This is a genomic window from Micromonospora sp. LZ37 (assembly GCF_059359015.1).
In genome coordinates this window covers 96,529-113,153 of record NZ_JCADBL010000014.1, presented here as the reverse complement: position 1 = coordinate 113,153, position 16,625 = coordinate 96,529, and the positions used below count along the sequence as shown (strand labels likewise).

The following is a 16,625-nucleotide window of genomic DNA, read 5'->3' as shown; positions in this document are numbered from 1 at the left end:
GCTCCGGGCCGGCAACCGCGTACCGGTTGCCGGTCTGCGTCCGGTCAGCGCCGGATGCCCGCCCAGTCGTGGTGCCGACGCACGGTCGAGAGGATGAAGTTGACCACCCGACGGGAGGTGTCGGTCACCTGGTAGTCCGCCGGACAGGGCACGCCGCCCACGCCGACCTGGTCGATCGCCACCCCGACCGCCTCGACCACGCCGGCCGGCTCGAGGCCGGTCATGATGATGCCACCGGCGTCGAGCGCCTCCGGTCGTTCCATCGCATCGCGCAGCGTGACCGCGGCGAAGCCGAGAATCGCCGCCTCCTCGCTGATCGTGCCGCTGTCGGACAGCGTGCACCGGGCCTGGGTCTGCAGGCGTACGTAGTCGAAGAGCCCGAACGGTTCGTGGAAGGTGATGTCGTCGGTGCCGAGATCAACGTCGGTCAGGGCCGCCAACCGCTTCCGGGTGCGCGGATGGGTGGAGACCAGCACCGGCAGTCCCCAGGTCTGGCGTACGGCGCGCAGACATTCCAGCAGCCGACGCAACCGGGCCGGCTGGTCGACGTTCTCCTCCCGGTGGGCGCTGACGACGAAGTAGCCACCGGGTTCGAGACCGAGCTGACGCAGGATCGACGACTCCTCGATGTCCGTACGGTAGTGGTCCAGCACCTCCCGCATCGGCGAACCGGTGTGCAGCACCCGACGCGGATGCAGTCCCTCGGCGAGCAGGTTGCGCCGGGCATGCTCGCTGTAGACGAGGTTGAAGTCGGCGATGTGGTCGACCAGGCGCCGGTTCGTCTCCTCCGGCACGTTGAGGTCGAAGCAGCGGTTGCCGGCCTCCATGTGGTAGACGGGCACCCGCATCCGCCGGGCCATCAGGGCGGCGATGCTGCTGTTGGTGTCCCCGAGCACCAGCAGCGCGTCCGGCCGCAGCTCGGCGATGGCCGCTTCCATGCCGACCAACACGCCGCCCAGCACCCGTCCCAGTGACGACGTGTCGACCCGGAGGAACCGGTCCGGCTCGCGCAGCCCCAACTCCTTGAAGAAGACGTCCGAGAGGGCGGTGTCCCAGTTCTGGCCGGTGTGCACGAGAACGTGCTCCACGGCGTCATCGAGTCGATTCACGATCCGGGACAACCGGATGATCTCCGGTCGGGTCCCTACCACCGTCATCACCCGTGTCATGTCTGCACCCCTTCGGCCCGGCGCCGGCTCGCCCCCAAGCCGGCACTCTGATCGTTGAAACAACGAATCGGGGCAGTCGACGGTGGCGGCCTTTTGATCGTAATTGATCTCATTTAAAATCCATGGCCGTTTTAGTGGTTTTGGGGCTCAAGGCCGTCATTCGGTTGTATCGTCCGGATCGACCAGAACCGCAATCTCCCCTGACCGTCGTCGGGGAGGACTGGAGGAGATGTGACTTCCTCGCTATCGGACCGACGTTTCCTGATCACCGGCGGGACCGGCTCCTTCGGACAGACGATGGTCACCCGCCTGCTGGACTCGGGCGCCTCCGAGGTGCGCGTCCTCAGCCGCGACGAGTCGAAGCAGGACGCCATGCGGCACCGGCTCCGCGACGACCGGGTCCGCTACTACGTCGGGGACGTCCGCGACTACGACAGCGTGCTCAAGGCCAGCCGGGGCATCGAGTTCGTCTTCCATGCCGCGGCGCTCAAGCAGGTCCCCTCCTGCGAGTTCTTCCCGCTCGAGGCGGTCCGGACGAACGTGGTGGGCAGCGCCAACGTGGTGGATGCCTGCGAGCGCAACGGGGTCGAGGCCCTGGTGCTGCTGAGCACCGACAAGGCGGTCTATCCGGTCAACGCGATGGGCATGACGAAGGCGCTGATGGAAAAGGTCGCCCAGGCCCACTCCCGCAACAACCCGGACGCCCGGACGCGGGTCTGCTGCGTTCGCTACGGCAATGTCATGTACTCCCGAGGCTCGGTCATTCCGCTCTTCATCGAGCAGATCAGGAACAGCGTGCCGATGACGGTGACCGAGCCGACGATGACCCGGTTCCTGATGTCGCTCGACCAGTCGGTCGAGCTGGTGGAACACGCGTTTCGACATGGCGAGCCGGGCGACGTCTTCGTCCGCAAGGCGGACGCCTGCACCATCGGAGACCTCGCCACCGCGCTGTGCAACCTGTTCGGGGTGCCGGCGAAGTTCGACGTCCTCGGGATCCGGCACGGCGAGAAGTTGTACGAGACGCTGGCCAGCCGGGAGGACCTGGCCCGTGCCCAGGACCTCGGCGAGTTCCTGCGAATCCCGGTGGACAGCAGGGACCTCAACTACTCCCTGTACTTCGACGAGGGCGACACCAGTCGCGGCCACCAGGTCGACTACAACTCGCACAACGCCCGGCGGCTCGACGTCCCGGAGATCATGTCGATGCTGTTGACCCTGCCCGAGCTCCGGGAACAGCTCGACGACATCCCGGCCCCCGTCAGCCTGGCGTGAGCGGGCGGACGGGGCAGCGCCCCGAGGACCGGGATCGGCCCGACCGGGTGGCCATGGTCAGTCAGTGGTTCCCACCGGAGCCGACCACCATCCCGCTGGGCATCACGCGCTCGCTACGCCAGCAGGGGTTCGCCGTGGACGTGCTGACCGGCGTGCCGAACTACCCGACCGGGAAGGTTCACCAGGGCTACTCGGCGCGCCGCAGGACCGTCGAGAGCCACGACGGGCTACGGGTGGTGCGATCCCCGCTCTACCCCAGTCACGACCACTCGACGATCGGTCGCGCCGCCAACTACCTGAGCTGGGCGACGACGTCGGCGCTCCTCGGCGCGCCCGTCCTGCGCACCGCGGACGTGGCACTCGTCTACTCGTCTCCGGCGACCGCGGCCACCGCCGCCATGGCGGCCCGGCTCCGGTGGCGGACGCCGTACGTGTTGATGGTGATGGACCTGTGGCCGGACTCGGTGTTCGCCACCGGTTTCCTCAACGACGGAACCACCCGTCGGCTGGCCGAGGCGGCGCTGGGCCGGTTCACCGACTGGACCTACCGCTGGGCGGACCATGTCACGGTTCCCTCTCCCGGGCTGCGCGAGACGGTCGTGGCTCGTGGCGTGCCCGCGGACAAGGTGTCGGTGGTCTACAACTGGGCCGACGAGAAGCTCATGCAACCGACCGAGCCCGACCCGGCGTTTCGGGCCCGCCTTGGCCTGGCCACCGAAGACTTCGTGATCATGTACGGCGGCAACCACGGCGCGGCGCAGAATCTGGATGTCGCCATCAGGGCGATGGCCGACCTGCGCGACCTGCCCGACGTTCACCTGGTGCTGGTCGGGGACGGGGTCAGCAAGCCCGCCCTGCGGTCCCTGGCCGGCGACCTGCGGCTGCGCTCGGTTCACTTTCTCGACCAGCTCGAGCCGCAGCGGATGCCGGCCGTGATGGCCGCCACCGACATCCAGCTCGTGACACTGGCGGACGAGGCACTGTTCCGGATCACCATGCCGAGCAAGGTGCAGGCGATCCTCGCCTGCGGCCTACCCGTCCTGTGCTGCGCGCCGGGAGACGCGGCGCGAGCCGTGCGAGACGCCGGCGCGGGATTCACGTCGCCACCGGGTGACCCGGTGCGGCTGGCCCAGGCCATCCGCCTGGCGCACGGGACACCGCGGCATCGCCTGCGGGCCCTGGGACGGGCGGGGCACGACTACTACCGGACGACCATGAGCGAAGCGATCAATTCGCAGGTACTCGCCGATCTGCTCGCGGCTGCCGCGCAGAGGGGCAGGAGCCTGCGGCGGAAGCGGGAGCGGACATGAGCCGAAGGGTGCTGGTCCTGGGGGCCACCGGGATGCTCGGCCACACACTGATGCAGGAGTTCAGCGGCGCCGCCGACATCGAGGTGTACGGTGCGGCGCGGCGCCCCGTACCGGCCGGCGCCTTCCCGGCCGACGTAGCGGCGCGGATCACCCCGGGCCTGGACGTCCTGGAGCGGGATCACCTCGGGCTGCTGCTGCAGGAGGTCCGGCCGGACGTGGTCGTCAACTGCGTCGGTGTGATCAAGCAACGGCCCGAGGCCCAGGACGCGGTGCGCACCATCGCCGTCAATTCCCTGTTTCCGCATCTCCTGGCGCAGGAGTGTCACGGCCGGGACGTACGCCTCATCCACGTCAGCACCGACTGTGTCTTCTCCGGAGACCGGGGCGGTTACGTGGAGACGGACATCCCCGACCCACCAGATCTGTATGGACGGTCGAAACTGCTGGGCGAGACGAGCGCCCCGCCTGCGCTGACCCTCCGCACCTCCATCATCGGTCACGAGCTCGAGAGCGCCCGTTCGCTCGTCGACTGGTTCCTGGCCCAGAGCGGCGTCGTCACCGGCTACACCAAGGCGATCTACAGCGGCGTCACCACCGTCGAGTTCGCCCGGCTGCTGCGGTCGATCGTGATACCGCGGGAGGACCTGGCCGGCCTGTACCACATCGCCGCCACACCCGTCTCGAAGTACGACCTCCTGCGCCTGATCGCACGGACGTACGGCTGGACGGGACGGATCGTCCCCCACGACGCGGTCGTCTGTGACCGTTCGCTGTCGGCCGCGGCGTTCTTCGCAATGACGGGTTACCGGCCTCCAGCCTGGCCGGAGATGATCGCCCAGCTCCACACCGCGGCGTCCGGGTGGGCGGGTGTCCGCGTCGGTATCGACGAACGGAACGCCGCCCACCGATAACCGGCCGGCGCCAGCTCCGTAGGCAGCCTGCCGTTCCAGGTACCGGTTCGTCGCACACGATCCACCGCCCGCCACTCGGCGGACGGTGGATCGCTTGTCTCACGCGCAGTTGTCCACAGCGGTCCGCCGGGCTTCACCCCCGCGGGACGTCGAGTCGCCGTCGCTCGAGCACGAAGATCAGGACCGTCGGTCGCCGGGGCCGGGGGCCGACGAGACCAACCGGGCGGTCGGCCGCTGAGTCCGCTGATCGAATCCTGGTCCGGCCCAGATCTCCGGTTCGGTCCGGCGCAGGGAGAGCCACCCCAGCGCCGCGACCAACACGGCCAGCACGACCAGGCGACCGCCGGTGCGCGCGACGTAGGTGAAGCTGCCGACCCAGACGAGGTCAAACAGCCCCACGACGGCGAGGACCGAGGCGACGTAGGCGCCCATCGCGCGGGGTGTGGCCAGCGGCCGGGAGGACGCCCAGGCGAGCAGCCGGTCGACACCTCTCACGGCGAGACCGGTCACCGGAATCATCAGTGCCAGGCCGAGCAGACCGAAGTTGAACAACCATTCCCCATGCCACAGCGCTGCCGAGGAGTGTTCCGTGCCGACCAGCTCGGGCGACAGGAACGGCACCAGATCAGCGCCGAAGCCGACCGGCTTGTCGGCCCAGAGCGAACGGGGAATCAGGGCGACGGACGAATTGAAGAAGGTCTCCCCCAAGCCACGGGGCAGCATCCCGGCCGCGTCCAGGTGCAGCAGCCGGGCGAACGAATGGATCGGGCTCACCGCGGACCCGAATCCGTCCGGGTCGACCGTGGGCGCCGGTCCGCCGGGGTCGCTGGCCCGAATCCCGGCGAGGAACAGCAGGACCGGTGCCGCCCCGAGGAGCACGGCCGCCTTCGTGTACCGCCGCCCGTCCCGGTGTGCCAGGACGACCAGCAACGCGAGCCCGAGGGTCCCGATGACGATCCGACCGAAGCCGTTGAACAAGTATGTGAAGTAGACACCGAAAGCCACGGCGACCAGGGCTCCACAGAACACTGTCCATCGTCCCAACGGACCACGCAGCAAGCCCGCTCCCAGGAGCAGGACGCCGACGAACCCCGCCGAGTCGACCAGGGGCACCATCTGCTGCGCCACCCTCGACGTGGCGACCGCGACGACCAGCAGGACGCAACCGTACGTCACCGCCCATCCCGCCGTCTTCGCGTCCGCCCGGGCGGCACCGGCAGGTGGCGGGGACGGCTCTCTGCCCCAGAAGAACAGCCACGTCGTCACCTGGCCGAAGAAGCAGATGGCCGCAACGGTGAACAGCGGGGCACCGGGGTCGTTCGTCGATGCCTTCATGGCCTGGTACAGACCGCCGAAGCCGACGAAGAGCGCGAAGGCGAGGCTGTAGACCCCCACCGCCGTTATCCGGCTACCTCCATGACGGTAGAACAGCCAACCGCCGAACATGATCGCCAGCACGCTCAGTGCCGCCGCTCCGTCGTGCCCCCAGCCGGTCGGCGTGACCGGATCGAGGACGACACATGCCACGCCCGCTCCGAGCCACGCCACGCCGGTGAACACACGTCGGGCCGGGCCGGGCTGGTGTCCCCGGGCGGGCCCGCCGCCAGCGGGACCATGCCCGCGGTGCGAACGCGCATGCCGAGTTGCGCCCACCACGGAGGGCGCGCCGATCAGTGGCTCCATGGCAGTCGAGCCTATACGGGCAGGCATCTCGCGATATTGTCTTCCGGCGATTCCGCACGGAGCAGTTCCGGCGTCACCCGCGCGCGCATAGCGTCGTTGGGCAGGCATGGCTGAACCCTCCGGCATCCCCGTCGACAACAGCATGGAATCAGCCTCGAACAATACTCGCGGTCCGGCGGGGTCGACCGTGACGCTCCGCCAATGGCGATCGACCGGCCAACCCGGGGAGAAAGGCGAATCGCCGGCCCCTTCCCGGCCGTTCCGGGTGCTGTTGGCGTGCGAGTTCTTCGAGCCGGGATTCCGCGCCGGAGGGCCCGTCCGGTCCATCGCGCAACTGCTCGACGTCGTGTCGCCATCGGTAGAGGTGACCCTGGTGACCAGGGACCGGGACCTCGGCTCGACGGAGCCGTACGCTGGTCTTTCCGGCCGGTGGGTCCGGCGCGGTCGGACGCGGGTCTACTATCTCGACCCGGCTCGTCCACGGCACTGGTTCGCGCTGGCGCGGGACCTCCGGTCCAGCCGTTTCGATCTCTTGTACGTCAACAGCCTCTGGGCGACCTCCTCGATACTGCCGATCCTCGCGGCTCGGTTCCACCTCATCCGTGTCAAGCAGATCCTCATCGCGCCGCGGGGCGAACTCGCCCAGAGCGCACTGAATGCCAAGGCCAGCAAGAAAAGGCGGTTCCTGCGGGTGTGGCGGCCATTTCTCAGATGGTCCCAGGTGCTTTGGCACGCCACCAGCGCACACGAGGCGACGCTGATCCGGAGCGCCTTTCCCTGGGCCCGGATAGAGATCCGCCAAAATGAGGTCTCGCTCCCCGCCGAGCCGATGCCGCCGGTCGAGACCGGCGAGCCGGTGCGGCTCGTCTTCGTCGGCCGGGTCAGCCCGGTCAAGAACCTGGCGATGGTGGTCGCCGCGCTCGCTCAGATGACGCGGCCGGTGGTGTTCGACGTCTACGGCCCCCTGGAGGACGAGAGCTACTGGTCCGCGTGTCGCACACTCGCCACGCAACTTCCCCCGGTCGTGACCTTCACGTACCGGGGTGAGTTGACACCGGATCAGGTCCGCCCCACGTTCGCCCGGTACGACGCGTTCGTCTTTCCGACCCGGGGAGAGAACTTCGGACACGTCATCGCCGAAAGCCTGTCCGCGTGCTGTCCGGTCATCTGTTCGGACCAGACGCCATGGAGCCCGGTGCTCCGGACCGGTGGGGGAACGGTGCTGGCGGACCTCACGCCGGCCGCCCTGGCCGAGCAGCTCGACCGGGTGGCGAAGTCGACGGCGGAGGAACGGCTTCGCGCCCGCCGTGCGGCGGGCGAGGCGTACCGGTCCTGGCGCACCAGGGCGGCGGGCCCGAACATCCTCGATCAAGTCAGGTTGACCGCCGGAGGCCAGTGACGCCTGAGCGCCTGGCCGACCGTCCACCGCCTCACCGGCGATCGACCAGCCCACGGCTGTCAGCCTCCGGAGCGGTTCGCCGAGAAAGGACGACTGGTTGACGCGGGAGCGGACAATTCCCTCACCCACCGCACCTCCCCGGTTGGGCCGCCGGGCCCGCCCTGGAGGAGTCCGCTCGAACGCCATCGTGGCGTCGGCGGCGAGCCTGGTCAGTGGCGTGCTCAACGCCGGGATACTCGCGTACAGCGCCCGGCAGGGGCAGACCGGCGAGATCGCCGCCTACAGCGTCATGACCGCCGCCCTGACCTGGGTGGCGATTCTCATCATGGGTGGCTCGTCACTCCTGTACGCCACGGGGGACGAGGACGAACGTCGGAGCGTCCGCAGTCAGCGCCTGCTGCTCGCGGTGCCGGCCATGGCCGGCGCCACCGTGCTGCTCGCCTGGCTGTACGGCGGCCGAGGGTACGCAACGGCAGCCCTGCTGAGCGGCGGGGGCGTGATGATCCTGAACAGCCTCGCCGAGCTGCGCTTCAGCGATCTCGTCCGCCAGATGAGGTTCCTCGCGGCTTCGGCCGCGCTGACCGCCACCCGACTCTTCGCGCTGCTGCTGCTGATCGCCGGCGCGCCGCTGACGATCGCCCTGGCGGCCGGCGCAGCCGCCTACCTGCTCACGACCGAGGCGCTGGTCTGCCGCGGCTCGTCCAGCGCCCGCCCGCTGTGGAGCGGGCTGTCGCTCTCGTCGGCGGGACGGGCCTTCCGGTTGAACCGCCAACTGTTCACCTACAGCCTCGCGGACGCGTTTACCGGGCGAGCCGCCACGATCGCGCTCTCGCTGGTCGCCAGCCCGCTCGTGGTGGGCTGCTTCGGTGCCTTGACGAGCATCTACCAGGCGCTGGTCGCCGTCGTCTTCAGCGGGCTCCGGGTGCCGATGGCGGTCCGTACGCGACGGCGGCACAAGCTGGGGCCGACCGGAGCGGTCAGTCGGGACGCCGAGGTGATCTCCGTGACCGCCGCGACGCTGATCGCCGTGGGCGTCGTCGCCTGGGCTCCCTGGATCGCCACCACTCTGCTCGGCCTGCCGATTCCCGAATCGGCGGTCTGGTTGCAGCTGTTGGCGCTCGCCCTCCCGTTCGCCACGGTCAACCGGGCCGTCGCGCTGAACCGCATCGGCGACGGCAGCTACCCTGCCGCCACCCGGGTGGCTCTGTCCATCGCACTTCTCGTCGCCGGAGGGCTGCTCGTCCAAGCTGTGACACTCGCTCCCGCGGGTGCGGCCGTGACGACCAGCGTCGCGGAAGCACTCGTCGCGGCTGCTCTCCTCGGGCTGGCCGCCTTCCGGCGGTACGGACGAAAAAGCAGGAGAGGACGCCGGACCGACGATCGGGAAAGCCGACCACGGCTGGCCCGGGCGACCGGCCGGTGACGAGCGGCGCCCGTGCCGGCCATGCCCGCCGAGAGTCAGCCCGGCGACCCGCGTGCCGGCCGGGTCAGGGCACGAACAAGGCGTGCTTTCCGGCCCGGGTTCGTGCCTGTTCGGCGACCTGGTGGAACGTGATCGAGTCGGCCCGGAGATCCGGGTGGTCCTTGCGCAGTTCACGAACGAAGAACCGGCTCACCGCGTCCAGGTCCAACTCCTGGTCCGCCTGCACGTAGATGTGCAGGGCGTCCGGCCGCTCCTGACGGAACTGGACTCCGACGATCCCGGGATAGGTCTTGAGGATGTGGACCGGCAGGATCGGGGAGAGATCGAGGATCCGTTGCGCGGCCGCCACCTGGACGATCTCCTGCCGCCGGCCCAGTATCGAGCGGAACTCCAACGCGTTCCCGTCGACGACGTCGGTCGGCTCGACGCAGTCGCCGATCGAGTAGTTGATCAGAGGAAAGAGGCGGTCGTCGAGGGTGGTCACCACCAGTGACCGGCTCTCCGGCACCAGGCAGATGAAGCTGTCCCAGATGACGCGGATGGCTCTGGACCTCTCCCGGGACATCGCCATGACGCCGGTCTCCGCGGCGCCGTACTCGATGACGGCGTGGGCTCCGAAGACCCGCTCGATCATCGCGAGGTCGGCGTCGCTGGCCGTCTCCGCACAGAGGATCACCGAGCGGAGCCGGCTCTTGTCGCCCAGGTCGAAGCCGTTCCGTTCGATGTATCGGGCGAGTTTGAAGACCGCCGAGGTGTATCCGACCAGTGCCACCGGGTTCCGGTCCCGAAGGGCCAGGTGGTGCGAGCGCAGCGCGGGCTCGCTGAGGTCGTAGGCGTTCAGGCGGGTCATGTTCACCAGCCGATCGGCGGCTGCCCGCTCGGCCTGGGCGACCCGAGCACGCAGCCCACTGCCGAACAGGTGCGCGTGCCCCCAGAGCAGCACCTGCGGCTCGAACGGCTGGATTCCCCACCAGGACCGGCCGAGGTAGTTGTTCACCCATCGGCCGATCACCTCGTTCGCGGCCTTCGGAAAGCGGGTCGGCTGACCGGTGCTCCCGCCGGTGCTGTAGGCCTGTCTGATCGACCCGCCCTGGAACACCTCCGCGGACCGACGGATCAGCACCTCTTTGTCGAGGATCGGAAAGTGACGGAGGTCAGAGGGGCGGCGGATGCGCTCGGGCAGATCGTGCTCCCGACGCCACGACCGGTAGAACGGCACCTGCGTCGTGCAGTACGCCCACACCTTGTTGAATCGCTCGACCTGGATCTGCTCGATGTCCGCACGGGACAGCCGCTCGTCGTGCAGGGCGATCTTCCGGGCGAGTTGCCGACGACGCTCCGCGAACATCACCTTCGACCGCATCAACGCATACACCTTCGATCGCTCCCTAGGTTGGCTGCCGACCGTCGGGGGCGTCCTGATCTTCGTCGCGCCCACCCATTCGTCAGCACCTCCCTCAACGAGGCGACAAAATGCGGGTTACGAAGGCCGGCCGGCCGGTTGGACCACCACCGACGACAGTGACGACAGCGACGGCATCCCGGCACACCGACGGAGCCGAGTGCCCCATTGACACGCGTGAGTCAAGTTGGGAAGGCTCTCCGTTACCGGTCCTTCCACCAAAGGGGATGCGATGAGACCAACACGGCTGGCGATCGCCGGCGTGTTCACCCTGGTCGGCGCGTTGACGCTGACCGCTCCGGCGGCAGCCCGGCCCCCGTCCGAGCCGGGCGGCCGCGACAAGCTCGAGGTGTACGTCGGCACGCTCGACGCGCAGCAGTTGGAGAAGTTGCGGGCCGCGGGCGTCGACCTCGGTCACGACCACCGCGGCACCGACCCCGCCGGCTCCACCGAGGTGGAGACGGTGCTCAGCACCCGGCAGGCGGAGCGCCTGGCCGGCCAGGGCGTCAAGCTCGACGTCAAGAAGGTGCGCGGCAAGGCCGCCTCCCAGGCGCTGCGGGAGCAGGCCGCGGCCGGCTGGGACGCGTTCCGCCCGTACAGCGCGCCGGGCGGCCTGCGGGACGAGATCACCGCCACCGCGGCCCGCTTCCCCAGACTGGCCAAGCTGGAGACCATCGGCCGTACCTGGCAGGACAAACCGATCCTCGCGGTGAAGGTCACCAAGAACGCGCGGAGCGTGCCGGACGGCACGCGCCCGGCGGTGCTCTACGGCAGCGCCCAGCACGCCCGGGAGTGGATCACCCCGGAGATGACCCGCCGGCTGATGCACCACGTGCTGGACAACTACGGCAGCGATCCGCAGATCACCCGCCTGGTCGACACCACCGAGCTGTGGTTCCTGCCGGTGGCCAACCCGGACGGGTACGACCACACCTTCACCCCCGGCAACCGGCTGTGGCGCAAGAACCTGCGCGACAACGACGGGGACGGGCAGATCACCACCGCCGACGGCGTCGACCTCAACCGCAACTTCAGTTACAAGTGGGGCTACGACGACGAGGGCTCCTCGCCGGAGCCGAACAGCGACACCTACCGGGGGCCGGGCCCGAACTCCGAGCCGGAGACGAAGGCGCTGGACCGGCTCTTCAAGCGGGTCGGCTTCGAGTTCTTCGTCAACTACCACTCGGCCGCGCAGCTGCTGCTCTACGGCGTCGGGTGGCAGGTGAGCACCCCCACCCCGGACGACGTGATCTACGAGGCGATGGTCGGCGACGACGCGCACCCGGCGGTCCCCGGCTACGACCCGGACATCTCCGCCGAGCTGTACACCACCAACGGCGACACCGACAGCCACGCCACCGTCCGGTACGGCACCCTCGGCTTCACGCCGGAGATGTCCACCTGCCAGTCGGCCGCCGCGTCGGACCCGGACGACCAGTGGCGCCCCGAGGACTGCGTCAGCGGCTTCATCTTCCCCGACGACGAGAAGCTGATCTCGGCCGAGGTGGCGAAGAACGTGCCGTTCGCCCTGGCGGTGGCGAAGTCGGCGGCCGACCCGGACGACCCGGTGTCGGTGGTCGGGCGCGCCACCCCGGACTTCGTGGTGGACGCCTTCGACACCTCCTACGGGCGCGACCAGCAGGTCGCGTCGATCACCCGGCGGGCGTTGAAGAACGTGCGGATGCACTACACCGTCAACGGCGGCCGGCCGAAGACCACCAAGGTCCGCGAGTGGCGCGGCGGTGAGCGGTACGGCGACACCCACGACGACTACTACGCCGAGCTGCGCGGCACGGTGCGCGGCGCGAAGCCGGGCGACCGGGTCGAGGTCTGGTTCACCGGGGTCAAGCCCCGCAAGGGTCCGGTGGCCAGCGAGCACTTCACCTACCGGGTGCACGGCGACATCGGCGGTGACGTGCTGGTCCTCGCGGTGGAGGACGTGACCGGGCTCAGCCCGGCGCAGAACGCCACCGGCGCGAAGTACGCCGACGAGATCGCCGCGTCGCTGGCGAAGGCCGGCCGCAGCAGCGACGTGTACGACTTCGACACCATGGGCCGCAAGGCGCCGCACCCGCTGGGGGTGCTCTCGCACTACCGGACGGTGGTCTGGGAGACCGGCGACGACATCATCCTGCGCTCCCCCGGCCAGGTCGGCGGCACCGCCGCCCGGGCGGCGCTGGAGACCGAGCTGGCCGTGCGGGACTACCTCAACGAGGGCGGCAAGCTGCTTGTCAGCGGCAAGTACGCGCTCTTCGCCCAGGCCGCGAACGGCTCGTACGTCTACCAGCCGAACCCGGGGGCGGAGTGCACGGACCCGGACGACGCCAGCTGCCTGCCGCTGCTGAACGACTTCCAGCAGTACTACCTGGGGGCGTACAACTACGTCAGCGACGGGGGCTCCGCCCCGGACGGCACGCCGTACCCGCTGCGCGGCGCCGAGGGGGCCTTCGCCGGCTTCTCGGGGCAGCTCAACGCGGAGGGCTCCGCCGGCAACCAGGACCACACCGCCTCGTTCCTGTCCACGTCGAGCTTCCTCACGCCGGACCGGTTCCCGCAGTTCGCCAGCTCGGCGACGGTGGACTGGGCGCGGCCGGGCAGCGCGCCGTTCGACCCGCGCACCGGTGAGTGGTACCTCTACAGCGGGCGGGCCGACGAGTCGTACAAGCGGCTCACCCGGACCGTCGACCTGACCTCGGCCTCCAGCGGCGAGCTGCGCTTCTTCACCTCGTACGACATCGAGCAGGACTGGGACTACCTGTTCGTGGAGGCGCACGAGGTGGGCAGCGACGACTGGACCACGTTGCCGGACAAGAACGGCCGCACCGGCACCGGGACCGGGGAGAGCTGCGAGTCCGGCTGGGCGGCGACCCTGCACCCGTTCCTCGCCCACTACCAGGGCGCGGACTGCTCCCCCACCGGCAGCACCGGTAGCTGGAACGCGGCCACCGGCGCCTCCGGGGGCTGGCAGGAGTTCGCCGTCGACCTGTCGGCGTACGCCGGCAAGAAGGTCGAGCTGTCGATCACCTACGCCTCCGACTGGGGCACCCAGGGCCTGGGCGTCTTCCTGGACGACGCGCGGGTGTACGCCGACGGCGTGGTCGTCTCGGAGACCTCCTTCGAGGCCGCCGACCTGGACGGCTGGACGGTGGCCGGGCCGCCGGCCGGCTCCGCCCCGGCCGCCAACGACTGGGCCCGCAGCCAGCAGGCCTTCGAGGAGGGCGCGGCGGTGGTCACCGACGACACCGTCTACCTCGGCTTCGGCCTGGAGGGCCTGGCCCCGGCGGCCCGGGACGACCTGGTCGCCCGGTCGCTGGCCCACCTGACCGGAGCGGCGCGGCGCTGACGCCGCGGACCGGGCGCGCCGGCGGTGGGGACACCGCCGGCGCGCCTTCCGGTACGCCCACCGCCGACCCGGCGGATGTGGTGAGCTGTAGCGGTGGCGGCGTACCTGATCGGTCTGGTGCTGCATCCCACCCGGGACGTCTCCGAGGTGGTCGAGATCATCGAACGGTGGGCCGCCCGGCACGGGAAGTCGCTGGCCGTCCGGGTCGACGACCGGCACCGGGTGCCGCCGACGGTGGAACCGGTCCCGGCGGAGGAGCTGGCAGCCCGGTGCGACGCGCTGATCAGCATCGGCGGGGACGGCACCATGCTGGGTGCGCTGCGCTCGGCCGTGCGCCACCCGAAGCCGGTGCTCGGGGTGCACCTGGGGCGGCTGGGCTTCCTGGTCGAGGTGGAGCCGCCCGACCTGCCGCGAGCGCTGGCCCGGCTGGTCGCACGGGACTTCACCGTCGAGTCGCACGCCTGCCTGGCCTGCGACATCTGCGGCGACGACATGGTCGCGTTCAACGACGTCGCGCTGGTCCGCCAGCCCGGCTCCGGCTTCGTCACCGCCACCCTCGCCGTCGACGGCCAGCAGTACGGCTACTACCGCTGCGACGCCCTGGTGGTGAGCACGCCGACCGGCTCGACGGCGTACAGCTACGCCGCGGGCGGCCCGCTGATCTCGCCGGCCGCCGACGCCGTGGTGGTGACGCCCTCCGCGCCGATGTCCGGTATCTCCCGGTCGGTGGTGCTCTCTCCGGACGAGACGATCCGGTTGGAGCTGCGCGCCGAGTCGGCGCCGGTGGCCGTGGAGATCGACGGCATGGTGATCCAGGAGGCGGCCACGGAGGGCGCGGTGCACGTGCGGTACCAGCGCGACGCCGGCCTGGTGGTACGCCTCGACCCGCGCCGCTACCAGGAGCGCAACCAGCTCAAGCTGGGCCTGCTCGACCTGCCGCTGCTGCCGGAGCAGCTGCGCGAGCTGCTCCCCGCGGGGCTGCGCGAGCAGCTCAACCGCCGGGAGCTGCCCCCGCCCCGCTGACCGTCCGCCCCCGCCCCGGCGTCAGGCGGTGGCGAGCACCCCGTCCACCAGCGCCTTCGCCTCCTCCTGGATCCGCTTCAGGTGCTCCGCCCCCTGGAACGACTCGGCGTAGATCTTGTAGACGTCCTCGGTGCCCGAGGGGCGGGCGGCGAACCAGCCCGACTCGGTGGTCACCTTGAGCCCGCCGATCGACGCGCCGTTGCCCGGTGCGGCGGTGAGCGTGGCGGTGATCGGCTCGCCGGCCAGCTCGGTGGCGCCGACCTGCTCCGGGGAGAGCTTGCCGAGCACCGCCTTCTGGGCCCGGCTGGCCGGGGCGTCGATCCGGGCGTACGCGGGGGCGCCGAAGCGCTCGGTCAGCTCGGCGTAGTGCTGGCTGGGGGTCCGGCCGGTGGTGGCGATGATCTCCGCGGCGAGCAGGCAGAGCAGGATGCCGTCCTTGTCGGTGGTCCAGGTGCCCCCGTCGCGGCGCAGGAAGGACGCGCCGGCGCTCTCCTCACCGCCGAAGCCGACCGCCCCGTCGAGCAGCCCGGGCACGAACCACTTGAAGCCGACCGGCACCTCCAGCAGCGGCCGGCCGAGGTCGGCCGCGATCCGGTCGATCATGGAGGAGGAGACCAGCGTCTTTCCGACGGCCGCCGCCGGGCCCCACTGCGATCGGGTACGGAACAGGTGGCCGATCGCCACCGCCAGGTAGTGGTTGGGGTTCATCAGGCCACCGTCCGGGGTGACGATGCCGTGCCGGTCGGCGTCGGCGTCGTTGCCGGTGGAGACCGCGTAGTCGGCGCGGGCGGCGATCAGGGAGGCCATCGCGTTCGGCGAGGAGCAGTCCATCCGGATCTTGCCGTCGCCGTCCAGGGTCATGAACCGCCAGGTCGGGTCGACCGTGGGGTTGATCACGGTCAGGTCGAGCCGGTGCCGCTCGGCGATCTCGCCCCAGTAGGCGACGCTGGCGCCGCCGAGCGGGTCGGCGCCGATGCGCACCCCGGCGGCGCGGATCGCGTCGATGTCGAGCACCGCGGGCAGGTCGTCGACGTAGTTGGCGAGGAAGTCGTACCCGCCGGTGGTGTCGGCGGCGCGGGCCCGCGCGTACGGGATCCGCCGCACCTCCTTGAGCCCGGCGGCCAGGATCGCGTTGGCCCGGTCCTGGATCCATCTCGTGACGTCGGTGTCGGCGGGCCCGCCGTGGGTGGGGTTGTACTTGAAGCCGCCGTCGTCGGGCGGGTTGTGCGACGGGGTGATCACGATGCCGTCGGCGAGCCCGCTGGTCCGCCCCCGGTTGTGGGTGAGGATGGCGTGCGACAGCGCCGGGGTCGGGGTGTAGCCGTCGCGGCTGTCCCGCAGCACGGTGACGTCGTTGGCGGCGAGCACCTCCAGCGCGTCCGCCTCGGCCGGGGCGGAGAGCGCGTGGGTGTCCCGGGCCAGGAAGAGCGGACCGTCGAGGCCCTGCTCCCGCCGGTAGTCGCAGAGCGCCTGGGTGACCGCGAGGATGTGGTCGGAGTTGAAGGCGTTCCGCAGCGACGACCCCCGGTGCCCGGAGGTGCCGAACGAGACCTGCTGCGCCGGGTCCGCCGGATCGGGGTGCTCGGCGTAGTAGGCGGTCAGCAGCCGGGGCACGTCGACCAGGTCGGCGGGCTCGGCGGGCTGTCCGGCACGGGGGTGGGACACTGCGGGATCCTCCTCGGTTCAG

General features: G+C 70.4%; 11 protein-coding genes. 7 read left to right on the top strand and 4 right to left on the bottom strand.

Annotated elements, in window-relative coordinates:
- Positions 1-44: 44 nt before the first annotated feature.
- On the bottom strand, positions 45-1,157 hold the full coding sequence (gene wecB, locus AC5L3Z_RS25245) for a non-hydrolyzing UDP-N-acetylglucosamine 2-epimerase (protein ID WP_494845644.1): 1,113 nt from the start codon (positions 1,155-1,157) through the stop codon (positions 45-47).
- A 243-nt stretch (positions 1,158-1,400) separates the two neighbouring features.
- Between wecB and AC5L3Z_RS25240 the strand changes: the two genes are divergently transcribed.
- From AC5L3Z_RS25240 to AC5L3Z_RS25230, 3 genes are read left to right on the top strand one after another with little or no spacing between them, the layout of a single operon-like run.
- Positions 1,401-2,444: a polysaccharide biosynthesis protein gene (locus AC5L3Z_RS25240; RefSeq protein ID WP_494845518.1), complete on the top strand. Its 1,044-nt coding sequence runs from the start codon at positions 1,401-1,403 to the stop codon at positions 2,442-2,444.
- Entirely contained in the window at positions 2,441-3,754 is a 1,314-nt protein-coding gene (locus AC5L3Z_RS25235) for a glycosyltransferase family 4 protein (RefSeq protein WP_494845516.1), read from the top strand. The genes AC5L3Z_RS25240 and AC5L3Z_RS25235 overlap by 4 nt, the downstream gene beginning before the upstream one ends.
- Complete coding sequence (locus tag AC5L3Z_RS25230; protein ID WP_494845515.1) at positions 3,751-4,665, top strand: dTDP-4-dehydrorhamnose reductase family protein; 915 nt, start codon at positions 3,751-3,753, stop codon at positions 4,663-4,665. The genes AC5L3Z_RS25235 and AC5L3Z_RS25230 overlap by 4 nt, the downstream gene beginning before the upstream one ends.
- 177 nt (positions 4,666-4,842) lie before the next feature.
- On the opposite strand, the gene AC5L3Z_RS25225 is transcribed toward AC5L3Z_RS25230, so the two are convergent.
- Entirely contained in the window at positions 4,843-6,492 is a 1,650-nt protein-coding gene (locus tag AC5L3Z_RS25225) for a hypothetical protein (protein WP_494845514.1), read from the bottom strand.
- A gap of 43 nt (positions 6,493-6,535) precedes the next feature.
- On the opposite strand from AC5L3Z_RS25225, the gene AC5L3Z_RS25220 reads away from it, so the two are divergent.
- Positions 6,536-7,747: a glycosyltransferase family 4 protein gene (locus tag AC5L3Z_RS25220; RefSeq protein ID WP_494845512.1), complete on the top strand. Its 1,212-nt coding sequence runs from the start codon at positions 6,536-6,538 to the stop codon at positions 7,745-7,747.
- A gap of 187 nt (positions 7,748-7,934) precedes the next feature.
- Positions 7,935-9,170: a polysaccharide biosynthesis protein gene (locus AC5L3Z_RS25215; protein WP_494845511.1), complete on the top strand. Its 1,236-nt coding sequence runs from the start codon at positions 7,935-7,937 to the stop codon at positions 9,168-9,170.
- A gap of 64 nt (positions 9,171-9,234) precedes the next feature.
- Here AC5L3Z_RS25215 and AC5L3Z_RS25210 read toward each other — a convergent pair whose 3' ends face one another.
- Positions 9,235-10,533, bottom strand: coding sequence for a phenylacetate--CoA ligase family protein (locus AC5L3Z_RS25210; protein WP_494845510.1), 1,299 nt, complete (start codon positions 10,531-10,533; stop codon positions 9,235-9,237).
- Positions 10,534-10,804: 271 nt separating this feature from the next.
- On the opposite strand from AC5L3Z_RS25210, the gene AC5L3Z_RS25205 reads away from it, so the two are divergent.
- Together AC5L3Z_RS25205 and AC5L3Z_RS25200 are read left to right on the top strand one after the other, a co-directional pair.
- Positions 10,805-13,915, top strand: a complete 3,111-nt coding sequence (locus tag AC5L3Z_RS25205; RefSeq protein ID WP_494845509.1) for a M14 family metallopeptidase — start codon at positions 10,805-10,807, stop codon at positions 13,913-13,915.
- A 93-nt stretch (positions 13,916-14,008) separates the two neighbouring features.
- Positions 14,009-14,938 (top strand): NAD(+)/NADH kinase, encoded by a 930-nt coding sequence (locus AC5L3Z_RS25200; RefSeq protein WP_494845507.1) that lies wholly within the window; start codon positions 14,009-14,011, stop codon positions 14,936-14,938.
- Between the two features lie 21 nt (positions 14,939-14,959).
- Here the strand turns inward: AC5L3Z_RS25200 and pgm are convergent, their stop codons facing one another.
- Entirely contained in the window at positions 14,960-16,603 is a 1,644-nt protein-coding gene (pgm, locus tag AC5L3Z_RS25195) for a phosphoglucomutase (alpha-D-glucose-1,6-bisphosphate-dependent) (RefSeq protein WP_494845506.1), read from the bottom strand.
- Between the last annotated feature and the right edge of the window lie 22 nt (positions 16,604-16,625).

What these genes read in the sequence shown, in the direction of transcription:
- AC5L3Z_RS25225 (WP_494845514.1), bottom strand. Translation starts at nt 6,492, where the DNA reads ATGCTGTTGTCGACGGGGATGCCGGAGGGTTCAGCCATGCCTGCCCAA.
- AC5L3Z_RS25210 (WP_494845510.1), bottom strand. Translation starts at nt 10,533, where the DNA reads ATGCGGTCGAAGGTGATGTTCGCGGAGCGTCGTCGGCAACTCGCCCGG.
- wecB (WP_494845644.1), bottom strand. Translation starts at nt 1,157, where the DNA reads ATGACGGTGGTAGGGACCCGACCGGAGATCATCCGGTTGTCCCGGATC.
- AC5L3Z_RS25230 (WP_494845515.1), top strand. Translation starts at nt 3,751, where the DNA reads ATGAGCCGAAGGGTGCTGGTCCTGGGGGCCACCGGGATGCTCGGCCAC.
- AC5L3Z_RS25205 (WP_494845509.1), top strand. Translation starts at nt 10,805, where the DNA reads ATGAGACCAACACGGCTGGCGATCGCCGGCGTGTTCACCCTGGTCGGC.